General features: G+C 73.0%; 15 protein-coding genes. 6 read left to right on the top strand and 9 right to left on the bottom strand.

Translation table 11 applies throughout. The features are described 5' to 3' along the window. Nucleotides 1-37: 37 nt before the first annotated feature. Nucleotides 38-907 (bottom strand): TetR/AcrR family transcriptional regulator, encoded by an 870-nt coding sequence (locus CP981_RS32660; protein ID WP_085922510.1) that lies wholly within the window; start codon nucleotides 905-907, stop codon nucleotides 38-40. 205 nt (nucleotides 908-1,112) lie between these two features. On the opposite strand from CP981_RS32660, the gene CP981_RS32665 reads away from it, so the two are divergent. The 3 genes from CP981_RS32665 (at nucleotide 1,113) to CP981_RS32675 (ending at nucleotide 6,117) form a co-directional block, all read left to right on the top strand. Next, nucleotides 1,113-3,176, top strand: coding sequence for a SpoIIE family protein phosphatase (locus CP981_RS32665; protein ID WP_085922509.1), 2,064 nt, complete (start codon nucleotides 1,113-1,115; stop codon nucleotides 3,174-3,176). A gap of 84 nt (nucleotides 3,177-3,260) precedes the next feature. Then, nucleotides 3,261-4,661, top strand: coding sequence for a glutamine synthetase family protein (locus tag CP981_RS32670; RefSeq protein ID WP_085922508.1), 1,401 nt, complete (start codon nucleotides 3,261-3,263; stop codon nucleotides 4,659-4,661). Between the two features lie 166 nt (nucleotides 4,662-4,827). After that, on the top strand, nucleotides 4,828-6,117 hold the full coding sequence (locus CP981_RS32675) for an MFS transporter (RefSeq protein ID WP_085922507.1): 1,290 nt from the start codon (nucleotides 4,828-4,830) through the stop codon (nucleotides 6,115-6,117). A 142-nt stretch (nucleotides 6,118-6,259) separates the two neighbouring features. Here the strand turns inward: CP981_RS32675 and CP981_RS32680 are convergent, their stop codons facing one another. Continuing rightward, complete coding sequence (locus tag CP981_RS32680; protein WP_341873693.1) at nucleotides 6,260-7,141, bottom strand: L,D-transpeptidase family protein; 882 nt, start codon at nucleotides 7,139-7,141, stop codon at nucleotides 6,260-6,262. Nucleotides 7,142-7,620: 479 nt separating this feature from the next. Between CP981_RS32680 and CP981_RS32690 the strand changes: the two genes are divergently transcribed. After that, nucleotides 7,621-9,018: an NADP-dependent succinic semialdehyde dehydrogenase gene (locus tag CP981_RS32690; RefSeq protein ID WP_085922749.1), complete on the top strand. Its 1,398-nt coding sequence runs from the start codon at nucleotides 7,621-7,623 to the stop codon at nucleotides 9,016-9,018. Between the two features lie 285 nt (nucleotides 9,019-9,303). Here the strand turns inward: CP981_RS32690 and CP981_RS32695 are convergent, their stop codons facing one another. Beyond that, nucleotides 9,304-11,448, bottom strand: a complete 2,145-nt coding sequence (locus tag CP981_RS32695) for a SpoIIE family protein phosphatase (RefSeq protein WP_085922506.1) — start codon at nucleotides 11,446-11,448, stop codon at nucleotides 9,304-9,306. 333 nt (nucleotides 11,449-11,781) lie between these two features. Here CP981_RS32695 and CP981_RS32700 point away from each other — a divergent pair, with 333 nt between their 5' ends. Next, nucleotides 11,782-12,213, top strand: a complete 432-nt coding sequence (locus tag CP981_RS32700; protein ID WP_085922505.1) for a DUF2000 domain-containing protein — start codon at nucleotides 11,782-11,784, stop codon at nucleotides 12,211-12,213. Between the two features lie 56 nt (nucleotides 12,214-12,269). Here the strand turns inward: CP981_RS32700 and CP981_RS32705 are convergent, their stop codons facing one another. From CP981_RS32705 to CP981_RS32725, 5 genes are all read right to left on the bottom strand, one after another. Further along, nucleotides 12,270-13,112, bottom strand: a complete 843-nt coding sequence (locus CP981_RS32705) for an SMI1/KNR4 family protein (protein ID WP_085922504.1) — start codon at nucleotides 13,110-13,112, stop codon at nucleotides 12,270-12,272. Between the two features lie 98 nt (nucleotides 13,113-13,210). After that, nucleotides 13,211-14,434, bottom strand: coding sequence for a metallophosphoesterase (locus tag CP981_RS32710; RefSeq protein ID WP_085922503.1), 1,224 nt, complete (start codon nucleotides 14,432-14,434; stop codon nucleotides 13,211-13,213). Between the two features lie 237 nt (nucleotides 14,435-14,671). Next, nucleotides 14,672-15,181 carry a DUF1990 family protein gene (locus tag CP981_RS32715; RefSeq protein WP_085922502.1) on the bottom strand — a complete coding sequence of 170 codons (510 nt, stop codon included), beginning with the start codon at nucleotides 15,179-15,181 and terminating at the stop codon, nucleotides 14,672-14,674. 113 nt (nucleotides 15,182-15,294) lie between these two features. Then, nucleotides 15,295-16,146 carry a crotonase/enoyl-CoA hydratase family protein gene (locus CP981_RS32720; RefSeq protein ID WP_244329888.1) on the bottom strand — a complete coding sequence of 284 codons (852 nt, stop codon included), beginning with the start codon at nucleotides 16,144-16,146 and terminating at the stop codon, nucleotides 15,295-15,297. Further along, nucleotides 16,146-17,810: an acyl-CoA dehydrogenase family protein gene (locus tag CP981_RS32725; RefSeq protein WP_085922501.1), complete on the bottom strand. Its 1,665-nt coding sequence runs from the start codon at nucleotides 17,808-17,810 to the stop codon at nucleotides 16,146-16,148. The genes CP981_RS32720 and CP981_RS32725 overlap by 1 nt, the downstream gene beginning before the upstream one ends. Before the next feature lie 83 nt (nucleotides 17,811-17,893). Here CP981_RS32725 and CP981_RS32730 point away from each other — a divergent pair, with 83 nt between their 5' ends. Then, entirely contained in the window at nucleotides 17,894-18,667 is a 774-nt protein-coding gene (locus tag CP981_RS32730; protein ID WP_085922500.1) for a PaaX family transcriptional regulator C-terminal domain-containing protein, read from the top strand. Nucleotides 18,668-18,740: 73 nt separating this feature from the next. On the opposite strand, the gene CP981_RS32735 is transcribed toward CP981_RS32730, so the two are convergent. Continuing rightward, nucleotides 18,741-20,147, bottom strand: a complete 1,407-nt coding sequence (locus CP981_RS32735) for an alpha/beta hydrolase family protein (RefSeq protein ID WP_085922499.1) — start codon at nucleotides 20,145-20,147, stop codon at nucleotides 18,741-18,743. Nucleotides 20,148-20,152: the final 5 nt, after the last annotated feature.

The raw sequence follows: 20,152 nt of genomic DNA on the forward strand, positions 1-20,152 counted from the left end.
ACGGGGTGGGTGCCTCGGGCTCGGCGGAAAACGGCGTTCAGACCGTGGGGGCGGGGGTGAGTTCGCTCTCCACGAAGGCCAGCAGCGCGGAGTGCATGGTGTCGGGGCCGGTGCTGTCCGGAGCGGTGGCGAGTACCTGGGTGGCCAGGCCGTCGATCAGCGCGGTCAGCCGGAGCGCGGTGAACTCCGGATCGACGGTGCGGAAGACGCCCTGGTCGACGCCGCGGCGTACGACCTCGGCGACGGTGGTGCGCCACTGCCGGTAGTAGTGCTCGTGCAGCCGCCCCACGGCGGTGGAGCGGGCGGCCTGAGCCCACAGATCGAGCCAGACCAGCCACTGGCGGCGCTGCTGCCCGGTGCGCGGGATCTGTAGCGCGATCAGCTGAAGCAGCTCGGCACGGGCGTCGGGAGCCGCGGCCGACTCGGCGGCGCGGCGCGCGGTGTCCTCGTCCATGCACCAGCGCACCGCCGCTTCCAGCAGCTCGTCGCGGCCGGGGAAGTGGTAGTGGACGGCGGCCGGGCTGGTGCCGCAGGCGGCGGCGATATCGGCGACCCGTACGCCGTGGAAGCCGTGCTCGGCGATCAGCCGGACGGTCTCCCGCACGAGCTGGAGCGGCCGGCCGCCCTCGGGCACGGCGACCGGCTCGCGGCCGGCCGGGGCCGCGGGCCGCTCCGGGGCGCCGAGCAGCCAGCCGGTGTCGACCGCCCCGATATCGGCGATCCGCACGATCTCGGCCAGCGTGAAGCGCCGGGTGCCCCCCAGTGACCTGGACAGTTTCGAGGGGTCCATCACGATCCGGCGGGCGAACTCGCGCTGGCTGCATCCGAGCCGGCCGATCACCTGCCGGACACGGTCGGTGACTTCTCCGCCTTCGTCGGTGACCCGGTCTCCGGGGGTGTCCTCCATGGCCCGGGACCGTAACAGCGTGTTGAGAACATCGCAACGGTCGGGGGAGTGGATGCAGATGTATGAGCCTGGTACGACTGGGGTCAGGGTGCGATGGTGCGGGCAATCTGAGAGGAGAGTCAGTGGGATGGCGCCCCCTGCTGCGGCGGCCGGGGATAAATGGACCGGAGCGCCGCAATCCGGGTGAATGTGGCAAAGTGACGACATGGCTGACCGGGGAGCGAAGCGGCCCGCCGTGTCGGTGCCGGACGACTGGCCCGCCCACCCGGACCTGACCCTGGCCCTCAACGGCATGGGCGGCTTCGACTGGGACCTCGACAGCGGGCTGATGCACATGGACCCGCCCGCCCTCGAGGTCTTCGACATGCTTCCGGCGGAGTACGACGACCGCCCGGCCACCCTCAACACGCGCGTCCCGGCCCATGAGGCGGCCCGTCTGGACGCGCTGGTCGCCCGGGCGCTCAAGGACGGCAGCGACTCCTACGGCGCCTACTTCCGGGTCCGGCTGCGCGACGGCGAGCTGCGCTGGACGCACAGCCAGGGCAGCATCCGCCGGGACAGCACCGGCCGGCCGCGCCGGATCATCGGGGTGGTCCGCGACGCCAGCCACGAATACACCCACGCGGCGGAGCGGCTCGCCGGAGATGAGGAGCGCCGGCGGCACACCAGCGTCGTCGAGCGCACCACCGCCGCCCTGGCCCACGCCAGGACGGTCGGTGAAGTCATCGCGGTGCTCGCCGATGAGCAGGGGCTGAGCCGGCTGGGCGCGGAGAACGTGATTCTGGGCCTGGTCGAGGCGGGACGCATCCGGCTGATCTCCGAGGGCAAGGCGGGCAGCTTCGTACCCGACCTCGAATACACGCGGGTGGGCGATGAATTCCCGATGAGTGAAGTCGTCCGCACCCTCACCCCGCGCTATGTGGGCAGCCGCGCGGAATTCCGGCACAAGTACCCCCGGCTGTGGCCGGCCATCGAGCCGCTGAACGTCAACTCCGCCGCCTATCTGCCGCTGATCGCACAGGGCCGCCCCATCGGGGTGATCGGCCTGTTCTTCGAGCGGGAGAGCGACTTCCGCGACCAGGAGCGCAACGTCCTGGTGGCGCTCGGCAGCAGCATCGCGCAGAGTCTGGCCCGCGCCATGCTCTACGACCAGGAGCACGATCTCGCCGCCGGCCTCCAGCAGGCCATGCTGCCGCGCCGGATCCCCGGCATCCCCGGCGCCCAGATCGCCGTCCGCTATCGCTCCGCCCGGATGGGCCGGGACATCGGCGGCGACTGGTACGACGTGATCCCGCTCCCCGACGGCCGGGTCGCCGCCGTCATCGGCGACGTCCAGGGCCATGACACCCAGGCCGCGGCGCTGATGGGCCAGCTGCGGATCGTGCTGCGCGCCTACGCCGCCGAGGGGCACGCCCCGGCCACCGTCATGGGCCGCGCCTCCGCCTTCCTCAACGAACTGGACGCCGACCGCTTCGCCACCTGCACCTACGTCGACGCCGACCTGAGCACCGGCTCGGCCCGGATCGTCCGGGCCGGCCATATCGACCCGCTGCTGCGGCACGCCGAGGGCATCTGCCGCCGGCTGCCGGTGGCCGGCGGGCTGCCGCTCGGGATCTCCTCCGAATTCCGGCGGCTCGACTACCCGGTCACCACCGTCCAGCTCGCCCCCGGCGACACCCTGCTGCTGTGCACCGACGGCATCGTCGAACAGCCCGGCACCGACCTCGACATCGGGATGCGGGAGCTGGCCCGCCAGGTCCGCGACGGCCCCCAGGACGTCCAGCAACTCGCCGACCGGCTCTGCGAATCGGCGGGCGACCGGACCGGTGAGGACGACATGGCGCTGCTGTTGCTGCGCCGACTGGGCGCCCCGGAGCACGACATCGTCGGACGGTTCCGCCAGCACATCGCGCCCGCCGACCCCGAGGGCCTCTCCGCCGCCCGGCACATGATCCGGGCCGCGGTACGCGCCTGGGGCGCGGCGGACCGTGCCGAGGAGATCGAGCTGGTCGCCGACGAGCTGATCACCAACGCGCTGCTGCACACCGACGGCGAGGCCGTCGTCAACATCCGTATGCCGCACAGCGTCGGGCGGCTGCTGCGGCTGGAGGTCGAGGACCACTCCAGCAGCCTGCCGCGACGCCGCGAACCGGGCGAGGCCGGCGTCTCCGGCCGCGGCCTGCTCCTCGTGGACCGCCTGGCGGACGTCTGGGGTGTGGAACCGCGCGGCAGCGGAAAGTGCGTATGGTGCGAGTTCAACTGCTCCTGACCGGTCGGCGTCGAGGCGCACCGGAAAGGGCGATCAGCGGGCACGGGTGCCGAGGCCTCGGCACGGTCGAGTGAGGACGGCTCTATGGGAACGCGGGCTGCGGAACAGCACGAGGAAGCCCGCCAGTCGGCGGCGCGGCTGGAGGCGGAAGGCGTCCGGAACGTGGCGCTGACCTGGGTGGACAACGCAGGCGTCACCCGCGTCAAGACCATTCCGGCGCAACGGCTCGCGGCGGCCGCGGAGCGCGGCGTCGGGATGTCGCCCGTCTTCGACGTCTTCACCTCCGACGACGCCATCACCGAATCCGAGCACCTCGGCGGGCCCGACGGTGACCTGCGGCTCATCCCCGACCTGGACCGCGTCACCGTACTCGCCGCGCAGCCCGGCTGGGCCTGGGCCCCGGCGGACCGCTACGACCAGCTCGGCCGGCCGCACCCCGCCTGCCAGCGGCAGTTCGCCCGGCGGATGGTGGAACGGGCCGCCGCGGCCGGGCTGGAGCTGCGGATGGGCTTCGAAACGGAATGGGTGGTCACCCGCGCCCCGGACGGAACCCACCCGGCCGCCACCGGCCCCGACGAGACCTTCGACTACCCCTGCGCGGGCCCCGCGTACGGCATGACCCGGGTCGTGGAACTCTCCGACTACCTCCGGGATGTCACCGAGGCGCTGGCCGTCCAGGGCCTCGACGTCCTCCAGCTCCACCCCGAGTACGCGCCCGGCCAGTTCGAGGTCACCACCGCCGCGGCCGACCCCGTCCGCGCCGCCGACGATGTGGTGCTGGTCCGCGAGACCGTCCGCGCCGTCTCCGTCCGGCACGGCCTGCGCGCCTCCTTCGCCCCGTCGTTCGTCGCCGGACAGGTCGGCAACGGCTGCCACCTCCACCTCGGTCTGTACCGCGACGGCAGCAGCCTGCACCGCACGCCGGACGCCTCCTGGGGCCTGGCACCGGACGCCGTGGCCTTCCTCGGCGGCGTCCTGAACGCGCTGCCCGCCCTGCTCGCCATCGGCTGCCCCTCGCCCGCCAGCTATCTGCGGCTTCAGCCCTCCCACTGGGCCGGCGTCTACCAGTGCTGGGGCGTGGAGAACCGGGAGGCGGCGCTGCGCCTGATCACCGGCGCACCCGACGACCCGGACGGCGGCCATGCCGAGGTCAAGACGTTCGACGCCGCCGCCAATCCGTATCTCGCGGTCGGCGCGGTGCTCGCCGCGGGACTGCACGGCATCGAGACCGCGGCCCAGCTGCCGGCCCCGCACGCCGGCGACCCCGGCACCCTCGGCGTCCGCGAACGCGCCCGGCGCGGCATCGTACGGCTCCCCGCCACCCTCACCGAGGCGGCCGACCGGCTGGAGAAGTCCGCCCCGCTGTACGAGGCGATGGGCGAGGTCCTGCACGGCGCGGTCCTCGCGGTCCGGCGCGCCGAGGAGGCCCACTTCGCCGACTGCGAGCCGGAGGAGATCGCCGCGGCCACTCGCTGGCGGTGGTGAGGGGAGTTCTTGCGGGTGGGGGACGGACCGTCCCCGCCCTCTCGTCGGACGGGGGCCGGTCCCTCGCCTCACGGGGGCTGCTGCCCCTTCCCCTCCCCGCTCCGGCGTAAGGGGCAAGCCGCCGGAGCGCCGCTTCCCGCCCCGGAGCCCACCAGGCCCCCGTCACATGCTTTACTGCCGCGTGCCCCCTACAACGACCTCCGAAAAGGGCGAAATACCGCTGCGCTCCCGGATATTCGCCGATCTGACCCCGCTGCGCACCTCCCCCGACTACCGCCGTCTCTGGTGTGGCAACACGATCTCCTGGATGGGCCAGCAGATGACCGCGCTCGCGGTCTCCCTCCAGGTCTATGCCATCACCCACTCCACCTTCTCGGTCGGCCTGGTGGGTCTGTGCTCCCTGGTGCCGCTGGTGATCTTCGGGCTGTACGGCGGCGCCATCGCCGACACCGTCGACCGCCGCAAGCTGGGCCTCTACAGCGCCCTGGGCGCGACGGTGATGTCCCTGGCCCTGGCCGCCGCCGCGCTGGCCGGATACCACCGGGTCTGGCTGCTCTACACCGTCGTCGCCTGCCAGGCCGTCTGCTTCGCGATGAACTCACCGGCCCGCAGCTCGATGATCCCGCGGCTGCTGCCCACCGAGCAGCTCCCGGCCGCCAACGCCCTCAACTCCCTGACCGGCAACCTCGGTCTGATGGGCGGGCCGATGCTGGGCGGGGTCATCGTGGGGCTGTGGGGCTATCAGACCGCCTATCTGATCGACGTGGTGGCCTTCAGCGGCTCGCTCTACGCGATGTGGCGGCTGCCGTCCATGCGACCCGACCAGGGGGAGGGGCCGCGGCGCCGGGCCTCCGTACTGGACGGCCTGAGGTTCCTCGCCACCCGTCCGAATCTGCGGATGACGTTCTTCTCCGACCTGGCGGCGATGGTGCTCGCCCAGCCGCGCGCACTGTTCCCGGCGGTCGCGGCGCTCTGGTTCGGCGGGGACGCCAAGACCGTCGGCCTGCTGGTCGCCGCGCCGGCGGCGGGCGCCGTATTGGGCGGGCTGTTCTCCGGCTGGCTCGGCGGGATCCGCCGGCACGGGCTGGCCATCCTGATCGCGGTGGCGTCCTGGGGCGCGGCCATCGCCTGCTTCGGGCTCTCCCGGCAGTTGTGGCTGGGGCTGTTCTTCCTGGCCGTGGCCGGCTGCGCGGACACCGTCTCGATGGTCTTCCGCAGCACCATGCTTCAGGCGGCCACGCCGGACGCGATGCGCGGCCGGCTCCAGGGCGTCTTCATCGTCGTGGTCGCCGGCGGCCCCCGCCTCGGCGACTTCCTCGCCGGCTCGGCGGCCGACCTGACCTCCCCGGCCACCGCGATCATCGGCGGCGGCCTGGCCTGCATCCTGACCGTCACGGCCCTCGGCCTCGGCCGCCGCGCCTTCGCCCGCTACGACGCCCGCGACCCCCAGCCGTGAGGGGGCTGGGCAGGGCCCGGAGGCGTGAGGGTCCGGGCTTTGCGCCCACGGTGCGGGCAGAACGGGCCGGACTCGATGGCCCTACCGCCGATGCCGATACGGAGCCGGGAGCTGGCCGGGGTGGACAGGGGGCTCACTCCGGTCAGTAGCGCGTCAGCGCCGTCGCCCCGGACGCCGTGCCGATGGCCATATGCGGATGCGCGGACGGCCGTACCCAGGACAGGATTCGCGCCATCGCCCCGGCCGGTACGGAGACACAGCCGGCCGTGGCGCCCTTCCCGTTGACGTGGAGGAAGATCCCGGCACCGCGGCCACGCACCGGGCGGTGGTAGTTGAAGCCGATGACCAGGGCCCGGCTGTACTGGGTCGGGTAGCCGGCCAGCCGCTCGGACTCAGCGGCCGCGCAGTCCGGGGGCAGCGGGTCCACCCAGCGGTTGTAGGAGGCGGAGGCGTTGTCCTCGCACCACCAGGAGTGAGCGCCGACCCTGCGGTACGGGACCGTGGTGCCGGGCGGTGCCGGGGCGGTCCCGAAGCCGAACGGCAGGTCGTACAGGCCGGTCGGGGTGGTCGAGGTGCCCTGCACGCGGCTGCCGCCCTCGGCAAGCCCGCCGGCTCCGAAGCGGGCCGGCGCCGAACCCCTCAGCTGCCAGCGGCCGTTGTGCCGCTGCCACCACTGCACGGTCCCCGTGGTGGAGCTCAGAGTGCGCGCACGGGCCGTGATGAGCTGGGTGCCGCCGCCGGTGTCGGCCATGGCGGCGGGGAGGGGGATACCCGGGGCGGGGGAGACGGCGGCCGCCACACCGGGGGCGGCAGGCGCACCCAGCGCCACACCGACCGCCGACAGCAGCGCCACGACCCCGAGGCCGAGCCTGCGCCGGGCGCTCTCCGGCAGCGCCCCACTCCCGCCCCCGCTCCGGCCCCTCGCCCGCAGCGCCACGACCCCGCTCCCGACCCCCGCCAGGCGCATCCTCGCCCTCGCCCGCGTCCACATCCTCTTCAGCGTCCCGGTCCACGTCATGGGCATGACGGCACCGTAGAGCGTGACCGGTGTGCCCGGCGACGCCCGATCGGGTCATATACGCCGTGCCCCGCCCGTGCGCAACCCGTCCGCGGCAATCCGCCGTGCGCCGGGGCCATGGACGGGCGAAACTCGGGTACGGGGGCTGATGTGCCACTAGCCGTCTCATTCTGGAGGCCCGCAGTGCAGCGGCAACCGTTTACGTGCAGTGAGCGCACGCTCGACCGAGATCCGCAGCCCACGCCGGATCCGGGGGGACCACCGCCGAACCCCGTCCCGGACCCGCTTCCCGGCCCGCCGGTCCCGCCCGCGCCGCCCGAACCCATCCCGCCGGAACCGTCGCCGATACCCCGTCCGCCCGGACCCGATCCCGACCCGGTCCCGGAGCCGTCCCCGGCTCCTTCGCCGCTCTCCTAGGAGCCGCCGGACTTTCGCCCCGTATACCGCGGGTACCACGTCCCCGCACCACCAAGGAGGTGCTGATCATGGCCATCGCCACGGTCAACCCGGCCACCGGCGAGACCCTGAAGACCTTCGACGCGCTCAACGCGGGCGAGATCGAAGATCATCTGGTCCGGGCGGAGCAGGCCTTCCAGGAGCACCGGACCACGACCTTCGCCCGCCGCAGGGAACTGCTCCTCGCGGCCGCCGATCTGCTCGACGCCGACCAGGACGGCATCGCCCGCACCATGACCACGGAGATGGGCAAACCGCTGGCCCAGGCGCGCGCGGAGGCCGCGAAGTGTGCCAAGACCATGCGCTGGTACGCCACCCACGCCGAGGCGCTGCTCGCCGACGAGCACCCCGACCCCGCGGACGTCAGCGACTCCGGCGCGCGGCGCGCCGTGGTGCGCTACCGCCCCCTCGGCACCGTACTCGCGGTGATGCCCTGGAACTTCCCGCTCTGGCAGGTCGTGCGGTTCGCCGCGCCCGCCCTGATGGCGGGCAACACCGGGCTGCTCAAGCACGCCTCGAACGTCCCGCAGACCGCCCTCTATATCGAGGAACTCTTCCGCCGCGCCGGCTACCCCGAGGGCTGTTTCCAGACCCTGCTGATCGGGTCCGGCGCCGTCGAGGACATCCTGCGCGACCCGCGGATCGCCGCCGCGACCCTGACCGGCAGCGAACCGGCCGGCCGCGCGGTGGCCGCGGTCTCCGGCGACGAGGTCAAGAAGACCGTCCTCGAACTCGGCGGCAGCGACCCGTTCCTCGTGCTCCCCTCCGCCGACCTCGACAAGGCGGCCCGGGTCGGCGTCACCGCGCGCGTCCAGAACAACGGGCAGTCGTGTATCGCGGCCAAGCGGTTCATCGTGCACGAGGACGTCTACGACGCGTTCGCCGAGCGGTTCACCGGCCGTATGACCGCGCTGACCGTCGGCGACCCGATGGACGAGAACACCGATATCGGGCCGCTCTCCAGTGAACAGGGCCGCTCCGACCTGGAGGAGCTCGTCGATGACGCGGTCCACAAGGGCGCCACCGCCCTGTGTGGCGGCCGGCGGCCCCCGCAGCACCGCGCGGGCTGGTTCTATGAGCCGACGGTGCTGTCCGGCATCACCTCCGAGATGCGCATCGACCAGGAGGAGGCGTTCGGGCCGGTCGCCACGCTCTACCGCGTCGCCGACCTGGACGAGGCGGTGCGGGTCGCCAACGACACACCGTTCGGGCTCAGTTCCAATGCCTGGACCCGGGACCCCGACGAACAGGAACGGCTGGCCCGCGATCTTCAGGCCGGCGGGGTCTTCTTCAACGGGATGACCGCCTCCCACCCGGGTCTCCCGTTCGGCGGCGCCAAGCGCTCCGGCTACGGACGGGAGCTCTCCGGGCACGGCATGCGGGAGTTCTGCAATATGACGACGCTGTGGTACGGGCCGGAGGACTGAGAAACCCGGCCGCCGCACCGGAGTTGGCCCCTACGGGGGCGCCTGCCGGAGCGGTTTTCGCCGGGGACGTGAGCGGGTACGTTCCGGTTAGGCCGAGTCGGCCAACGGCCAGGTTGGTCGGCTCGGCCCCTTGCGGTCCGGGGCGGGCCGCAGCGGCCGCGGCGCCGGCGCCATCACTCGACGACGGTCCGGCCGGCCGGCGGTCCGAGGGCCGGTGGACGGCCTTCGGCGGAGCTGCGGGAGAGCGCGCGGCCGACCCCCAATCACCTTTCCCGACACGGCAGTTCAGTGCGCCAGATCCGCCGTGTCCGGCACCGCGAACTCGCACCACAGGGCCTTGCCCGCGCCCCGTGGCTCCGCGCCCCATTCGTCGGCGAGTGCCTCGACCAGCATCAGGCCCCGGCCGGAGGTGGCGGTCTCGCCGGGGCTGCGCCGCCGTGGCCACCGGCTGGAGCGATCCTCGACCTCCAGCCGGATCCGGCGCGGGGTGCCGGGCAGCAGCTCCACGGAGACCAGGGCGCCGCTCTCGGTGTGCGTCAGCGCGTTGGCGATCAGCTCGGAGGCGGCGACCTCGATGTTGTGCATCACGGCGCCCGCCCGCCACTGGTCCAGTGTGCGGCGCAGCGCCGAGCGGACCTCCGCGGTGCCCGACGGATCGGCCTGATGGACATGCAGCCGCAGCCGCGGGGTGGTGGCGCCCCCGGGGCCGGGCAGCCGGTGCAGCAGCAGGAGGGCCATATCGTCCTCCGAGCCGGGATCGGCCCACAGATGGTCCGAGAGCCGGTCGGCGAGCGCCTCCAGGTCCGTGGGCCCGGCGCGGACCGCCGCGGACAGCGCGTCGATACCCGCGGAGATGTCCCGGCCGGGCTGTTCCACCAGGCCGTCGGTGCACAGCAGCAGCGTCGACCCCGGCTCCAGGAACAGCTGGGTCTCCGGGAAGTGGTCGTGCCCGAAGTGCGTGGCCAGGCCCAGCGGCAGCCCGCCGCGGACCTCGGGCCAGTCGATGTGCCGGGAGCTGTTGCTGATCAGCGGGCCGAGATGGCCGGCCCGCGCGAGGTGCAGCGCCCCGGATTCCAGATCGGCCTGGATGTACGTACACGTCGCGAAGCGCTCGGTGTCCAGCTCGGCCAGAAAGCGGGAGGCCCGCACCAGCACGGTCTCCGGGGAGTGCCCCTCGCTGGCGTAGGCGCGCAGCGCGATGCGCAGCTGGCCCATCACGGCGGCCGCGTGGGTGTCGTGGCCCTGCACATCGCCCACCACCAGCCCGGTCCGTCCCTGGGGCAGCGTGATCACGTCGTACCAGTCGCCGCCGATGTCCCGCCCGACGCTCGCCGGGTGGTAGCGCACGGTGACCGCACCGCCCGTGAGGGGCGGCAGCCGCCGCGGCAGCATCGTCGCCTGAAGGCCCGTCGCGAACTCCCGCTCCTGATCGAAGAGGGTCGCCCGCTGCACCGACTGCGCGACGACACCGGCCAGCGCCAGCGCCAGGTTTCTGGCCTCCGGCGACTGCACCGCCGGGTCGGCGTTGAACAGCCCCAGCGCACCGATGACGGTGTCCTGCGCGACCAGCGGCAGGAACGCCGCGCTGCCCGCCGGCAGCACCTCGGTGTACGGCCGCAGCCGCGGATACCGGGCGATCAGCTCGCCACGGCTGCTGAGGAAGATGGACCGCCGGGAGCGTGCCGCGTCGGCCAGCGGCAGGGTGTCGTCCAGCCGTGAGGTCATCATGTCGTCGGGCACCTCGCCGTCCAGCCCGGCGGTGGCGATGACCTCGAACTCCTCGTTCTCGACCAGCCCCAGGACCAGCCCGTCCGCGCCGAACCGACGGGCGCCGCCGGCCCCGGTGAGCACCCGGGTCACATCCCTGACGGACAGCGCACGGGCCAGCGCGGCGGTGGTCTGCTGCACCATCAGGGTCTGCCGCTGCCGTTCCTGCTGGAGCGAACGCAGCAGTGCGGAGTCGGCCAGCTCGCTGGTCGCCTCCCGGACGATGCCGATGATCCGGTACGGCTTCCCGTCCGCGTCGTGCAGAATCCGCCCCTGCGAATGCGTCCAGCGCTGGGTCCCGTCGCGGCACTGGAGCCGGAAGTAGGAGCCGTACGACGAGTGGCCGTCCTGGAGGGCCTGGGAGAGCGCCTCGTCGAGCCGCAGCCCCTCCTCCGGCGGTACGCGCGTGACCAGGGACATCGGTGCGCCGTCGTATTCGTCCGGGCGGAGGTCGAAGACTTCCATGGCACCGGCGTCCAGGTCCATGAAACCGCGGTCCAGATCCCAGTCGAAGGTGCCCATCCGGTTGAGGGAGAGCCGCTCGCGCAGTCCGATGGGTTCCCGGTGCGACACCCCGGGGGCGTCCTCCGCGACATGCCGCCACGCCCGGTCGGCCCGGGGGTCATAGTCCTTGTCGGAGGGTTCCTGGGGCGGGCCGGTCATGGTGTGCCGTGCCTCGTGACCCCGCCGCGCGGGACGTGGGAGCCCGCTTCTCGCGGGCGGCGGCGCATCGGGACGGCAGCCCGCGACACCGCGCCGAGCACCCCTCGTGCCCTCGGTCGCGGGCCGTTGACCGGGGCCGATATCCACCGGAACGCGGCCATGCGAACACCCTAGGCGCGGGCCGCAGGCCCCGCATTTCCGGGACGCCGGGGAGACCAGGCCGGTGGGGAGCGCCGGCCGGCACCGGTCCTCCCGCCCCGTTCTTGCCTTGACCAGCAAGGATGCCAAGAACGTACAAGAAGGTGGGACGGGGCGGGCGGCAGTCTCGGAGGCATGTCGAACGAGAACACCGCCGTACGTTTCGAGAACAAGATCGCCGTGCTGCTGCGCGAGGATCTGGAGTCCTGGCAGCGGCTGAATGTGACCGCGTTCCTGGTCAGCGGCCTCGGCTCCGAGCTCCCCGAAGTCATCGGGGAACCGTACGCCGACTCCGACGGCACCCCGTATCTGCCCATGTTCCGCCAGCCCGTTCTGGTCTTCGAGGGCACGAAGGAGACCCTGACCGCCGCACACGGCCGCGCCCTGTCCCGTGCGCTGCCCCGGTCGGTGTTCACCTCCGACCTCTTCGCCACCGGCAACGACCGGGACAACCGCGCGGCGGTGCGGGCGGTGCCGAAGGACGGGTTGGACCTGGTGGGTCTCGCCGTGTACGGACCGCGCAACGCGGTCGACAAGGTGCTCAAGGGCGCCCGTATGCACCCCTGAGCGCCACCCGGCACCCGCGCCCGCCGGCCGCGCCCATCAGCACGTGGCCGGCGGGCTCAGGTCCAGGAAAAGGTGCCGTGGACCGGGGAGACGGACTGGACGGCGCATCCCATGCGGGCGAGGGCGGTGCGCACCGCGTCGCGGGCCCGGGCGCTGTCCGCGGGCGGGAAGGCGACGCGGAGCTGGTGCCCGCAGGCCGTCTCATAGGTCAGTTGCCAGCCGGTCTCCGTGACGACGAAGTGGTCCTGTCGGCTGCCCTGGTGCTCGTACGAGCCGCGGTCCGTGGTGGGGCCGAGCGTCTCGCGCAGGATCCGCAGCCGTTCGGAGTAGGGGAGGGGCCCTTCGTCGAGCTGGAGGTAGATGTGGTCGCGGTCGACGGCCGCGTCGAACCAGGGGGCGAGGTCCGGGTCGGCGGGCAGGAGTTCCGAGGTGAGGCGGCCGCTGAGCCACTCGTCGAGGAAGGCGGCGACCCCGCGGTCGAAGCGTTCGTAGTCGTCGTCGCGGGACCAGATGACCACCGGCCAGGACGCGGGCGGCCCGACGGTCAGCCAGCACAGGTGCGTTCCGGTGTCGGTGACCGCCCAGGCGAGGAGCCCGCCCGGCTCCGGGAAGAGCGGGTAGGGGTACTGCTCGGGCCAGTGGTCCCGCAACGGACCGAAGTCCTCCAGGAGATCCGCCGTGAGCGGCACGGGATTGTCGTCACCGAACGGCGTGCACAGGCAGAGCGCGCCCCAGAAGTCGCCGCGCCCGTACGCCTCCACCACCCGCTTGAAGTCTTCCGGCAGCGGGGTCCCCAGCATCCGCTCGGCGGCGCCCCAGTCGCCGGAGCCGTTCACCGCTTCGACCGGCGGCGGTACCCGTTCCATGATGCGGGTGAGCGGATCAGGTGAGTCGATCATGGGCACACCCTAGAAGCGGCGGGCGAGCCGGCCGCAACTGCCCCTGGTCGCCGTACGAGTCAGCCGTCCCGGGGTGCGCCCCGGGACGGCCGCGGTCGTCAGGCGTGCGCCCCGGCGGGGGCCGCCACCGGCCGGGTCTGGCGGGTGCGGTGGGCCAGGGTGGCCTTCCGGGTCGCCACATCGACGGTGTACGCGTCGATGGTCAGCCGGGCGCCGGACACCTTCAGCACCATGAACCCGTGGTCGGAGAAGTTCTGCCAGGCCGCCGGGTGCCCGAAGTGTGCCGTGCCGTCCTCCGTCTTGGCCGACGCGCCGCACACCACCTGCCGGGTGCCGCCCGTACGGGCCGTCGGCTCCAGGATCTGAAGGGTGTGGTCATGACCGGACAGGATCAGATCGGCCCGTCCGCAGACCACGTTCTCGTACATGTCCTTGAGGTGGACACCGCTGGTGTAGTTGCCGATCTTGAAACCGTCGTAGGAACCGGCGCTGCCGTGCTTGCCGTTGTTGAGGTACGGGTGGTGGCCGATCACCACCTTCCACTGGGCCCGCGAGGCGCGCAGCGCACCGTCCAGCCAGCTCCGCTGCTCGCGCATGTACGGCCCGTCCCAGCGGTAGTGCGGGTCGAGCTGGGCCACATACGACGACCAGGGAATGGTGTCGATGGCGAAGAACTCCACCAGCGGATCGGCGGCGGGCAGCGGCACGCTGTAGTAGCGGCTCGGCATGTACCAGCGCCGTGAGGTGGCGGCATAGGCGACCTCGCGGTCACCGCGGGACGGGTCGCCGCCGCTGCCGGGGATCAGCCCCGAGCAGTCGTGGTTGCCCAGCACCATCAGCCAGGGCACATCGATACCGCTGTTCGGCTTCTCGAACTTGTCCTGGAACTCCGAGTCGTCGTCGGACTCCGGCCCGTTCTCGTAAATGTTGTCGCCGAGGCCGACCGCGAGGCCGATCCCCTCGGAACGGCAGAGGTCCCGGGCGGCGGCCGCCACCGCGTACTGGGCCTCGTCCCCCGTGCCCGCGTCACCGGTCACCAGGATGGCGAACTCGCCCTTGCCATTGGGGTGTTCGGGAAACGGAAAGGCTCCCGGGCCCCCGAGGCGGGGTGCGGCGGACGCGGGCGACTGGGCCGGCGACGGCAGCATCGTGAGCGCCGCACCGGCCATCGCGCCGCCCAGCAGGGTCCGCCGGTTCACCCACTGCGGAACGCGCCCCGTCGTCCGCATCGGCGGCCCCCCGGCCGTCGCCTCCGACCCGGCCCGCAGCCACTCCCGCTCGGTCAAATCCGCCTGCGGCGGGATCAGTTCGTCATCACACATGTCTGGATTTCTTTCATGGTCGCCAGAGGTGATGGTGACGAAAAGATGAAGCAGAGGTGGACGTATGGCGATCGGCAGCCGCAATGCTACGCGTCGGTAACTACCCGTATTCCGGGGGCTATCAGGGCGTGAGCGAGGGCCGCGGCGAGCGCGCCGCTCCCGGAGCCGGCCCGGCCGGACGGGTACCACGGTGGGCGGCGCGACGGGCGGCGGTGGCCGGTTCCCGTCACGCGGAATTCACGAACGGTTCGCGAGGCGGCGGAGGGTCCGGCCGAGATGGCGGACGTACTGGCGCTGGAAGACCGGGACCAGTGGGCCCCCGAGGCGGGTGATCGTCCGGGCGGGGCGGCTGAAGGCGGTCACCGTGAACCAGACCGAGCCGTCCGCGCGCAGCTCGGCGACGAACGCCTCCTCGCCGCACTCCGGATGCCCCCGCCGGGCCCCGTATCCGAACCCGATGCGGTTCTCCTCGGCCACCGTCCACACCACGGTGCACGGCGCCCGCAGCCGCAGCGGGCCGAACCCCAGCGACACCTCGACGTGCACGCCCGGCGCGGCCCGTGGGGCGTCCGCGCGGATTCCGGTGCCCGCCGCGCGATGCATCCGGAAGGTGGTGATCGCCTCGCCCGCCGCGGTCAGCACCGCGCGGCCGTGGCCCAGCGGCAGCTCCTCGCGGAGGTGGTGGTAGCCGGGCGGCAGCGGGGTGCGACGGGTGCCGCCCTCCTCGGGGTAGTTCAGATCGCGCATGGCGGGCTCCTGGAAGGCGGGCGGCGACGGCGGGGCAGAGCGACGGTACGCGGACAGCCGCGGGCGTTCAACGACACCGGCCGTCCGCGGGGTGGCGGGCCCCGCGGCTGCCATCAGCTGCTGCGACCTGGGCCGGAGCGGGAGGAGTCGGGCGCGGTCCCGGGGCGGACCCGCTCCGTGGGCGCGAGGGCGCCCGGATCCCGGCTGCCGTCCGGCGCACCGTGCCGCCCCGCCCCCGCGGCGAACCGCGCCGCGCCCTGTGCCGCCTCGGGCAGCACCGACTGTCCGTAACGGAGTTCCTCGGCCATCGCCGACTCCTCGTCCCGGCCCTCCTGGTCCAGCAGGGAGGCCCGGTCGCTGCGCAGACATGGCTGCGGGAAGCGGGCGAGCTCCGCCGCCAGCAACTCCGCCTCCGCCCGCGCCGAACCGGCCGGCACCACCCGGTGGACCAGCCCGATGTCCAGCGCCTCCGCCGCCGGGACCGGTCGCCCCGTCAGCACCAGGTCCATCGCCCGGCTCGCGCCGATCAGCCGCGGCAGCCGCACCGTACCGCCGTCGATCAGCGGTACGCCCCAGCGCCGGCAGAACACCCCGAACACCGCGTCCTCCTCCGCCACCCGGAGATCGCACCAGAGCGCCAACTCCAGCCCGCCGGCCACCGCATGCCCCGCGACCGCCGCGATCACCGGCTTGCCGAGCCGCATCCGGGTCGGCCCCATCGGCCCGTCCCCGTCCGGGGCCACGCGGTTGCCGCGCTCGGTGCCGATCGCCTTCAGATCGGCACCGGAGCAGAACGTCCCGCCCTCGCCCCACAGCACCGCGACCCGGGCACCGTCATCGGCGTCGAACTCGCGGAAGGAGTCGGCGAGTTGCCGGGCGGTCACGCCGTCCACGGCATTGCGGGCGGCGGGCCGGGACAGCACCACCGTCGTCACCGGCCCGGCGCGCTCCACCCGTACGGCCATCAGGACGCGTTCCCGGCCGCGTCCGGCGCACCCGGCCGGGCCCGCTCCAGGATCGAGGTCAGATCCACGCCGGCCGGCAGGGTGCCGAAGGCATGGCCCCACTCCCCGTCGAGCCGCGAGGCGCAGAACGCGTCGGCGACCGCCGGGTGGCTGTGCCGCACCAGCAGCGAACCCTGGAGCACCAGCGCCATCCGCTCCGCCAGCGACCGCGCCATCAGCTGTGCCCGCTCCGGATCGGCGAGCCCGCCGAGCATCTTGCGGACCCCGGCCACCGCCGCGTCCAGCCGCCGGTCGGCGCCCGCCGCGGTGTCCACCTCGGCGAGGAACGCATCCAGCGCGGCCGGCTCCTTGCCCAGCGCGCGCAGCACATCGAGCGCGGCGACATTCCCCGAGCCCTCCCAGATGGACAGCAGCGGCGCCTCCCGGTAGAGCCGCGGCATGCCGGAATCCTCGACGTAGCCGTTGCCGCCCAGGCACTCCAGCGCCTCCGCCGCGTGGGTGCTGCCCCGCTTGCACACCCAGTACTTGCCGGCCGCCAGCGCCAGCCGGCGCAGCGCGCTCTCCCCGGCGTCCCCGGCCTGCGAGCGGTCCACCGCCGTGGCCAGCCGCATCCCCAGCAGGGTCGCCGCCTCCGACTCGACCGCCAGATCGGCCAGTACCGAACGCATCAGCGGCTGGCGGTCCAGCTCCCGCCCGAACGCCCGGCGGTGCGCGGTGTGGTGCAGTGCCTGCCGCAGCCCGGCCCGCATCCCGGCCGCCGACCCCAGCACACAGTCCAGCCGCGTCATGTTCACCATCTCGACGATGGTCCGCACCCCACGGCCCGGCTCGCCCACCGGCCAGGCCACCGCCTCGTCGTACTCGATCTCGGACGACGCGTTGGAGCGGTTGCCCAGCTTGTCCTTGAGCCGCATCAGCCGCATCCCGTTGAGCGTGCCGTCCGGCAGCACCCGGGGCACCAGGAAGCAGCTCAGCCCCTCCTCGGTCTGCGCCAGTGCCAGGAAGACATCGCTCATCGGTGCCGAGGTGAACCACTTGTGGCCGGTGAGGCGGTAGGTGCCGTCGCCGGCCGGCACCGCGCGCGTGGTGTTGGCCCGTACGTCGGAGCCGCCCTGCTTCTCCGTCATCGACATCCCGGCGATCAGGCCCGACTTGGTCAGCGGCGCCCGCAGCCCGAAGTCGTAGCTGCGCGCGGCGAGCAGCGGCTCGTACTGCGCGGCGAGCTCCGGAGCGGACCGCAGCGCGGGGACGGCGGCGTACGTCATCGAGATCGGGCACCCGTGCCCCGCCTCGGCCTGTGACCAGACATAGAACTTCGCGGCGCGCACCAGATGCGCCCCGGAGCGGCCGCCGGCCCAGGGCGCGGCGTGCAGCCCGTGCTCCACCGCGACGGTCATCAGCTGATGCCAGGCCGGGTGGAAGGCGACCTCGTCGATCCGGTGCCCGAAGCGGTCGTGGGTGTGCAGCCGCGGCGGCTGCTCCTCCGCCCAGCGGGCCTGCTCCTGCACCGCCGCGGAACCGGCGAGCGTGCCGAGCTCGGTCACCTCCCGCACGCCCCACTCGGCGCCGTCCCGGCGCAGCGCCTCCAGCAGGGCCGGCTCGTCCGCCGTGCTGAACCCGGTCAGCGGCGGGGCCTGATTCACGACTTCATGGGTGGCGGTCATACCGTTGACGTTACAGAAGCCGAACAGCCGTGGGAAGACTGTAATGCCGGCCGGAGCCGCCCTCGCTAGAATTTCCGGCACATATGAACGACGACCGCATCCGCACGATCGACGACACCGGGGCCGCCGCGCTCGCGCTGCGCCCGCTCACCGCCCGCTCCATCGTGCTGAGCACCCTCCTCGGGCACCACCCGCCGCGGCTGCCCGCACGCGCCCTGGTGCGGGTCGGCGAACTCTTCGGCATCGCCGAGGGCACCGTCCGGGTCGCGCTCTCCCGGATGGTGGCCGCCGGTGATCTGCGGCAGACCGATGGCTCGTACGCCCTCACCACCCGGCTGCTGGCCCGCCAGACCCGGCAGGACGAGAGCCGCACCCCGCGGACCGTCCCCTGGCGCGGCGGCTGGGAGATCGCCGTCGTCGCCACCCCGGAACGCCGCCCGGCGGCCGAGCGCACCGCGCTGCGCCAGGCCATGGCCGCGCTGCGGCTGGCCGAGCTCCGCGAGGGCAGCTGGCTGCGCCCCGCCAACCTCGACCGGCCGCGTCCCGCCGTCGTCACCGACCAGTGCACCTGGTTCACCGGCACCCCGGACGACGACCCGGCCGCCCTCGCCGGCCGGCTGTGGGACCTGACCGGCTGGGCCGGGCGGGCCCGCGCCCTGTCGGCCGCGCTGGACCGCGCCGGCACCCACGCCGACCGCTTCACGGTCGCGGCGGCCGCGCTCCGGCATCTCCTCGCCGACCCGCTGCTGCCCGCCGAACTCCTGCCGGAGAACTGGCCGGGTGAACAACTCCGCCGCAACTACGCCGAGTTCGAGACCGAGCTGGGTGATCTGCTACGGCAGTACCTGGCCGGTTAGAGCCGTTGTGCGGAGCCCCGTACGGGCTGCGCCCGGACACCGACGGGGCCCGGGGCGCAGCCCGCAGCGGCGCTCAGCTGCCGGACAGTTTCTCGTCCAGCCAGTCGAAGACGACCTCACAGTGCTGCTGCGGAGCCATCGGGGAGCAGTGCAGCTGTGCGCCGGTGGCCGCGGTGAGCTTCACATAGTCCTTGGGAGCCGTCAGCTTCTCGAACATCTGGCGCGGCTGCCCCGGATAGAACTGCTCGAACTCGTAGTCGAGCACCAGTGTGGGCATCTTGATGCGGCGCACGACGTCCGTGATGTCCAGCGACGTGATGAGGGTGGCCGGGGTGTAGAAGTCGGTGAACATCTTGCCCGCACGGGCCGCGAGCATCGCGGGCGCCGAGAAGGGTTCGAAGCGCTTCTTCAGCGTCGCGGCCTCGGCCGGTGACAGCCCCGGGACGACCTCCTTGTTCCAGATGGCGTTGGTCTTCTCCTTGTTGCCCGGAATGAGGATCTCCCGGATCTCCGGCGGGAAGCCCAGCCAGGGGGAGAGGACACCGGGCATCGCCGCCAGAGCGGCGATCCGGTGCTCGAAGGCCGCCGCCCGGGGAGCCAGATCCCCGGCCATGCTCAGCCCGGTCAGGGCGATCTTGCCGGTGTCCACGTCCGGGCGGGCGGACAGCCAGTCGACGAGCGGGGTGACGACGTTCTCCCAGCGCGGGGTGAAGACCACCTGGTCGACGAAGAGCAACTGGCCCTGGCCGGGCCCGTCGTAGACCAGGGCGTTCCAGCCGCGCTGAAGAGCGGCCGCCACGCCGTAGGTCCACATGTCGACGTTCTGCCCGTCGCTGCCGTTCGTGAGGATCACGGTCGGGCGCCGCTCGCCGGAACTGTCCGGCCGGAAGAACCACACGGGCAACGGGGTCTTCCCATACGGGACGCGCGCCGTCACCGGAACCGGGTCGCACCGCTCGCAGAAGGCGTCCCAGGCGCCGCGTCCCGCTTTGTAGAGCGCCTCCTCGCTGCCGGGAGTATCGGAGCCGAGGACGAAGAACAGCGCCTGTGCGTAGTACTGCGCGGCCCGCAGAGCACGGAAGCGGGTGGTCTGGGTGTCGGGCTTTCCGCTGCTGGGCGGCTTCCGCAGCTGATCGCCGAGCGTCTTGAAGGTCTCGGTGTACGACTGCGCGGACAGCCCGGCCTTGTTGATCGTGTTCACGGCGGTGAGGACCTCGCCCACCTCGGCGGAGCCGTAACCGGATCCGCCGAGCGCGAGGAGCCCGTTGAAGTTGAACGCGGGGTCCTTGAAGAGCGTCATCACGCCGGGCGTCGGATCGCTCGCCGAGGCGTAGGCCCGGGCCGTCCGACGGGTCGTGGGCGCCGTCGCGGGCGACGCGCTGCACCCGGCGGCCAGGAGGGCCCCGGCCCCGCCGACGAGCCCGGTCAGCGTGGTGCGGCGGGTGGGGCCGGAAGCGCGATCAGCCGATGCGTTCGTCATGCCGC

The organism is Streptomyces platensis, from assembly GCF_008704855.1.
Classification (GTDB): domain Bacteria; phylum Actinomycetota; class Actinomycetes; order Streptomycetales; family Streptomycetaceae; genus Streptomyces; species Streptomyces platensis.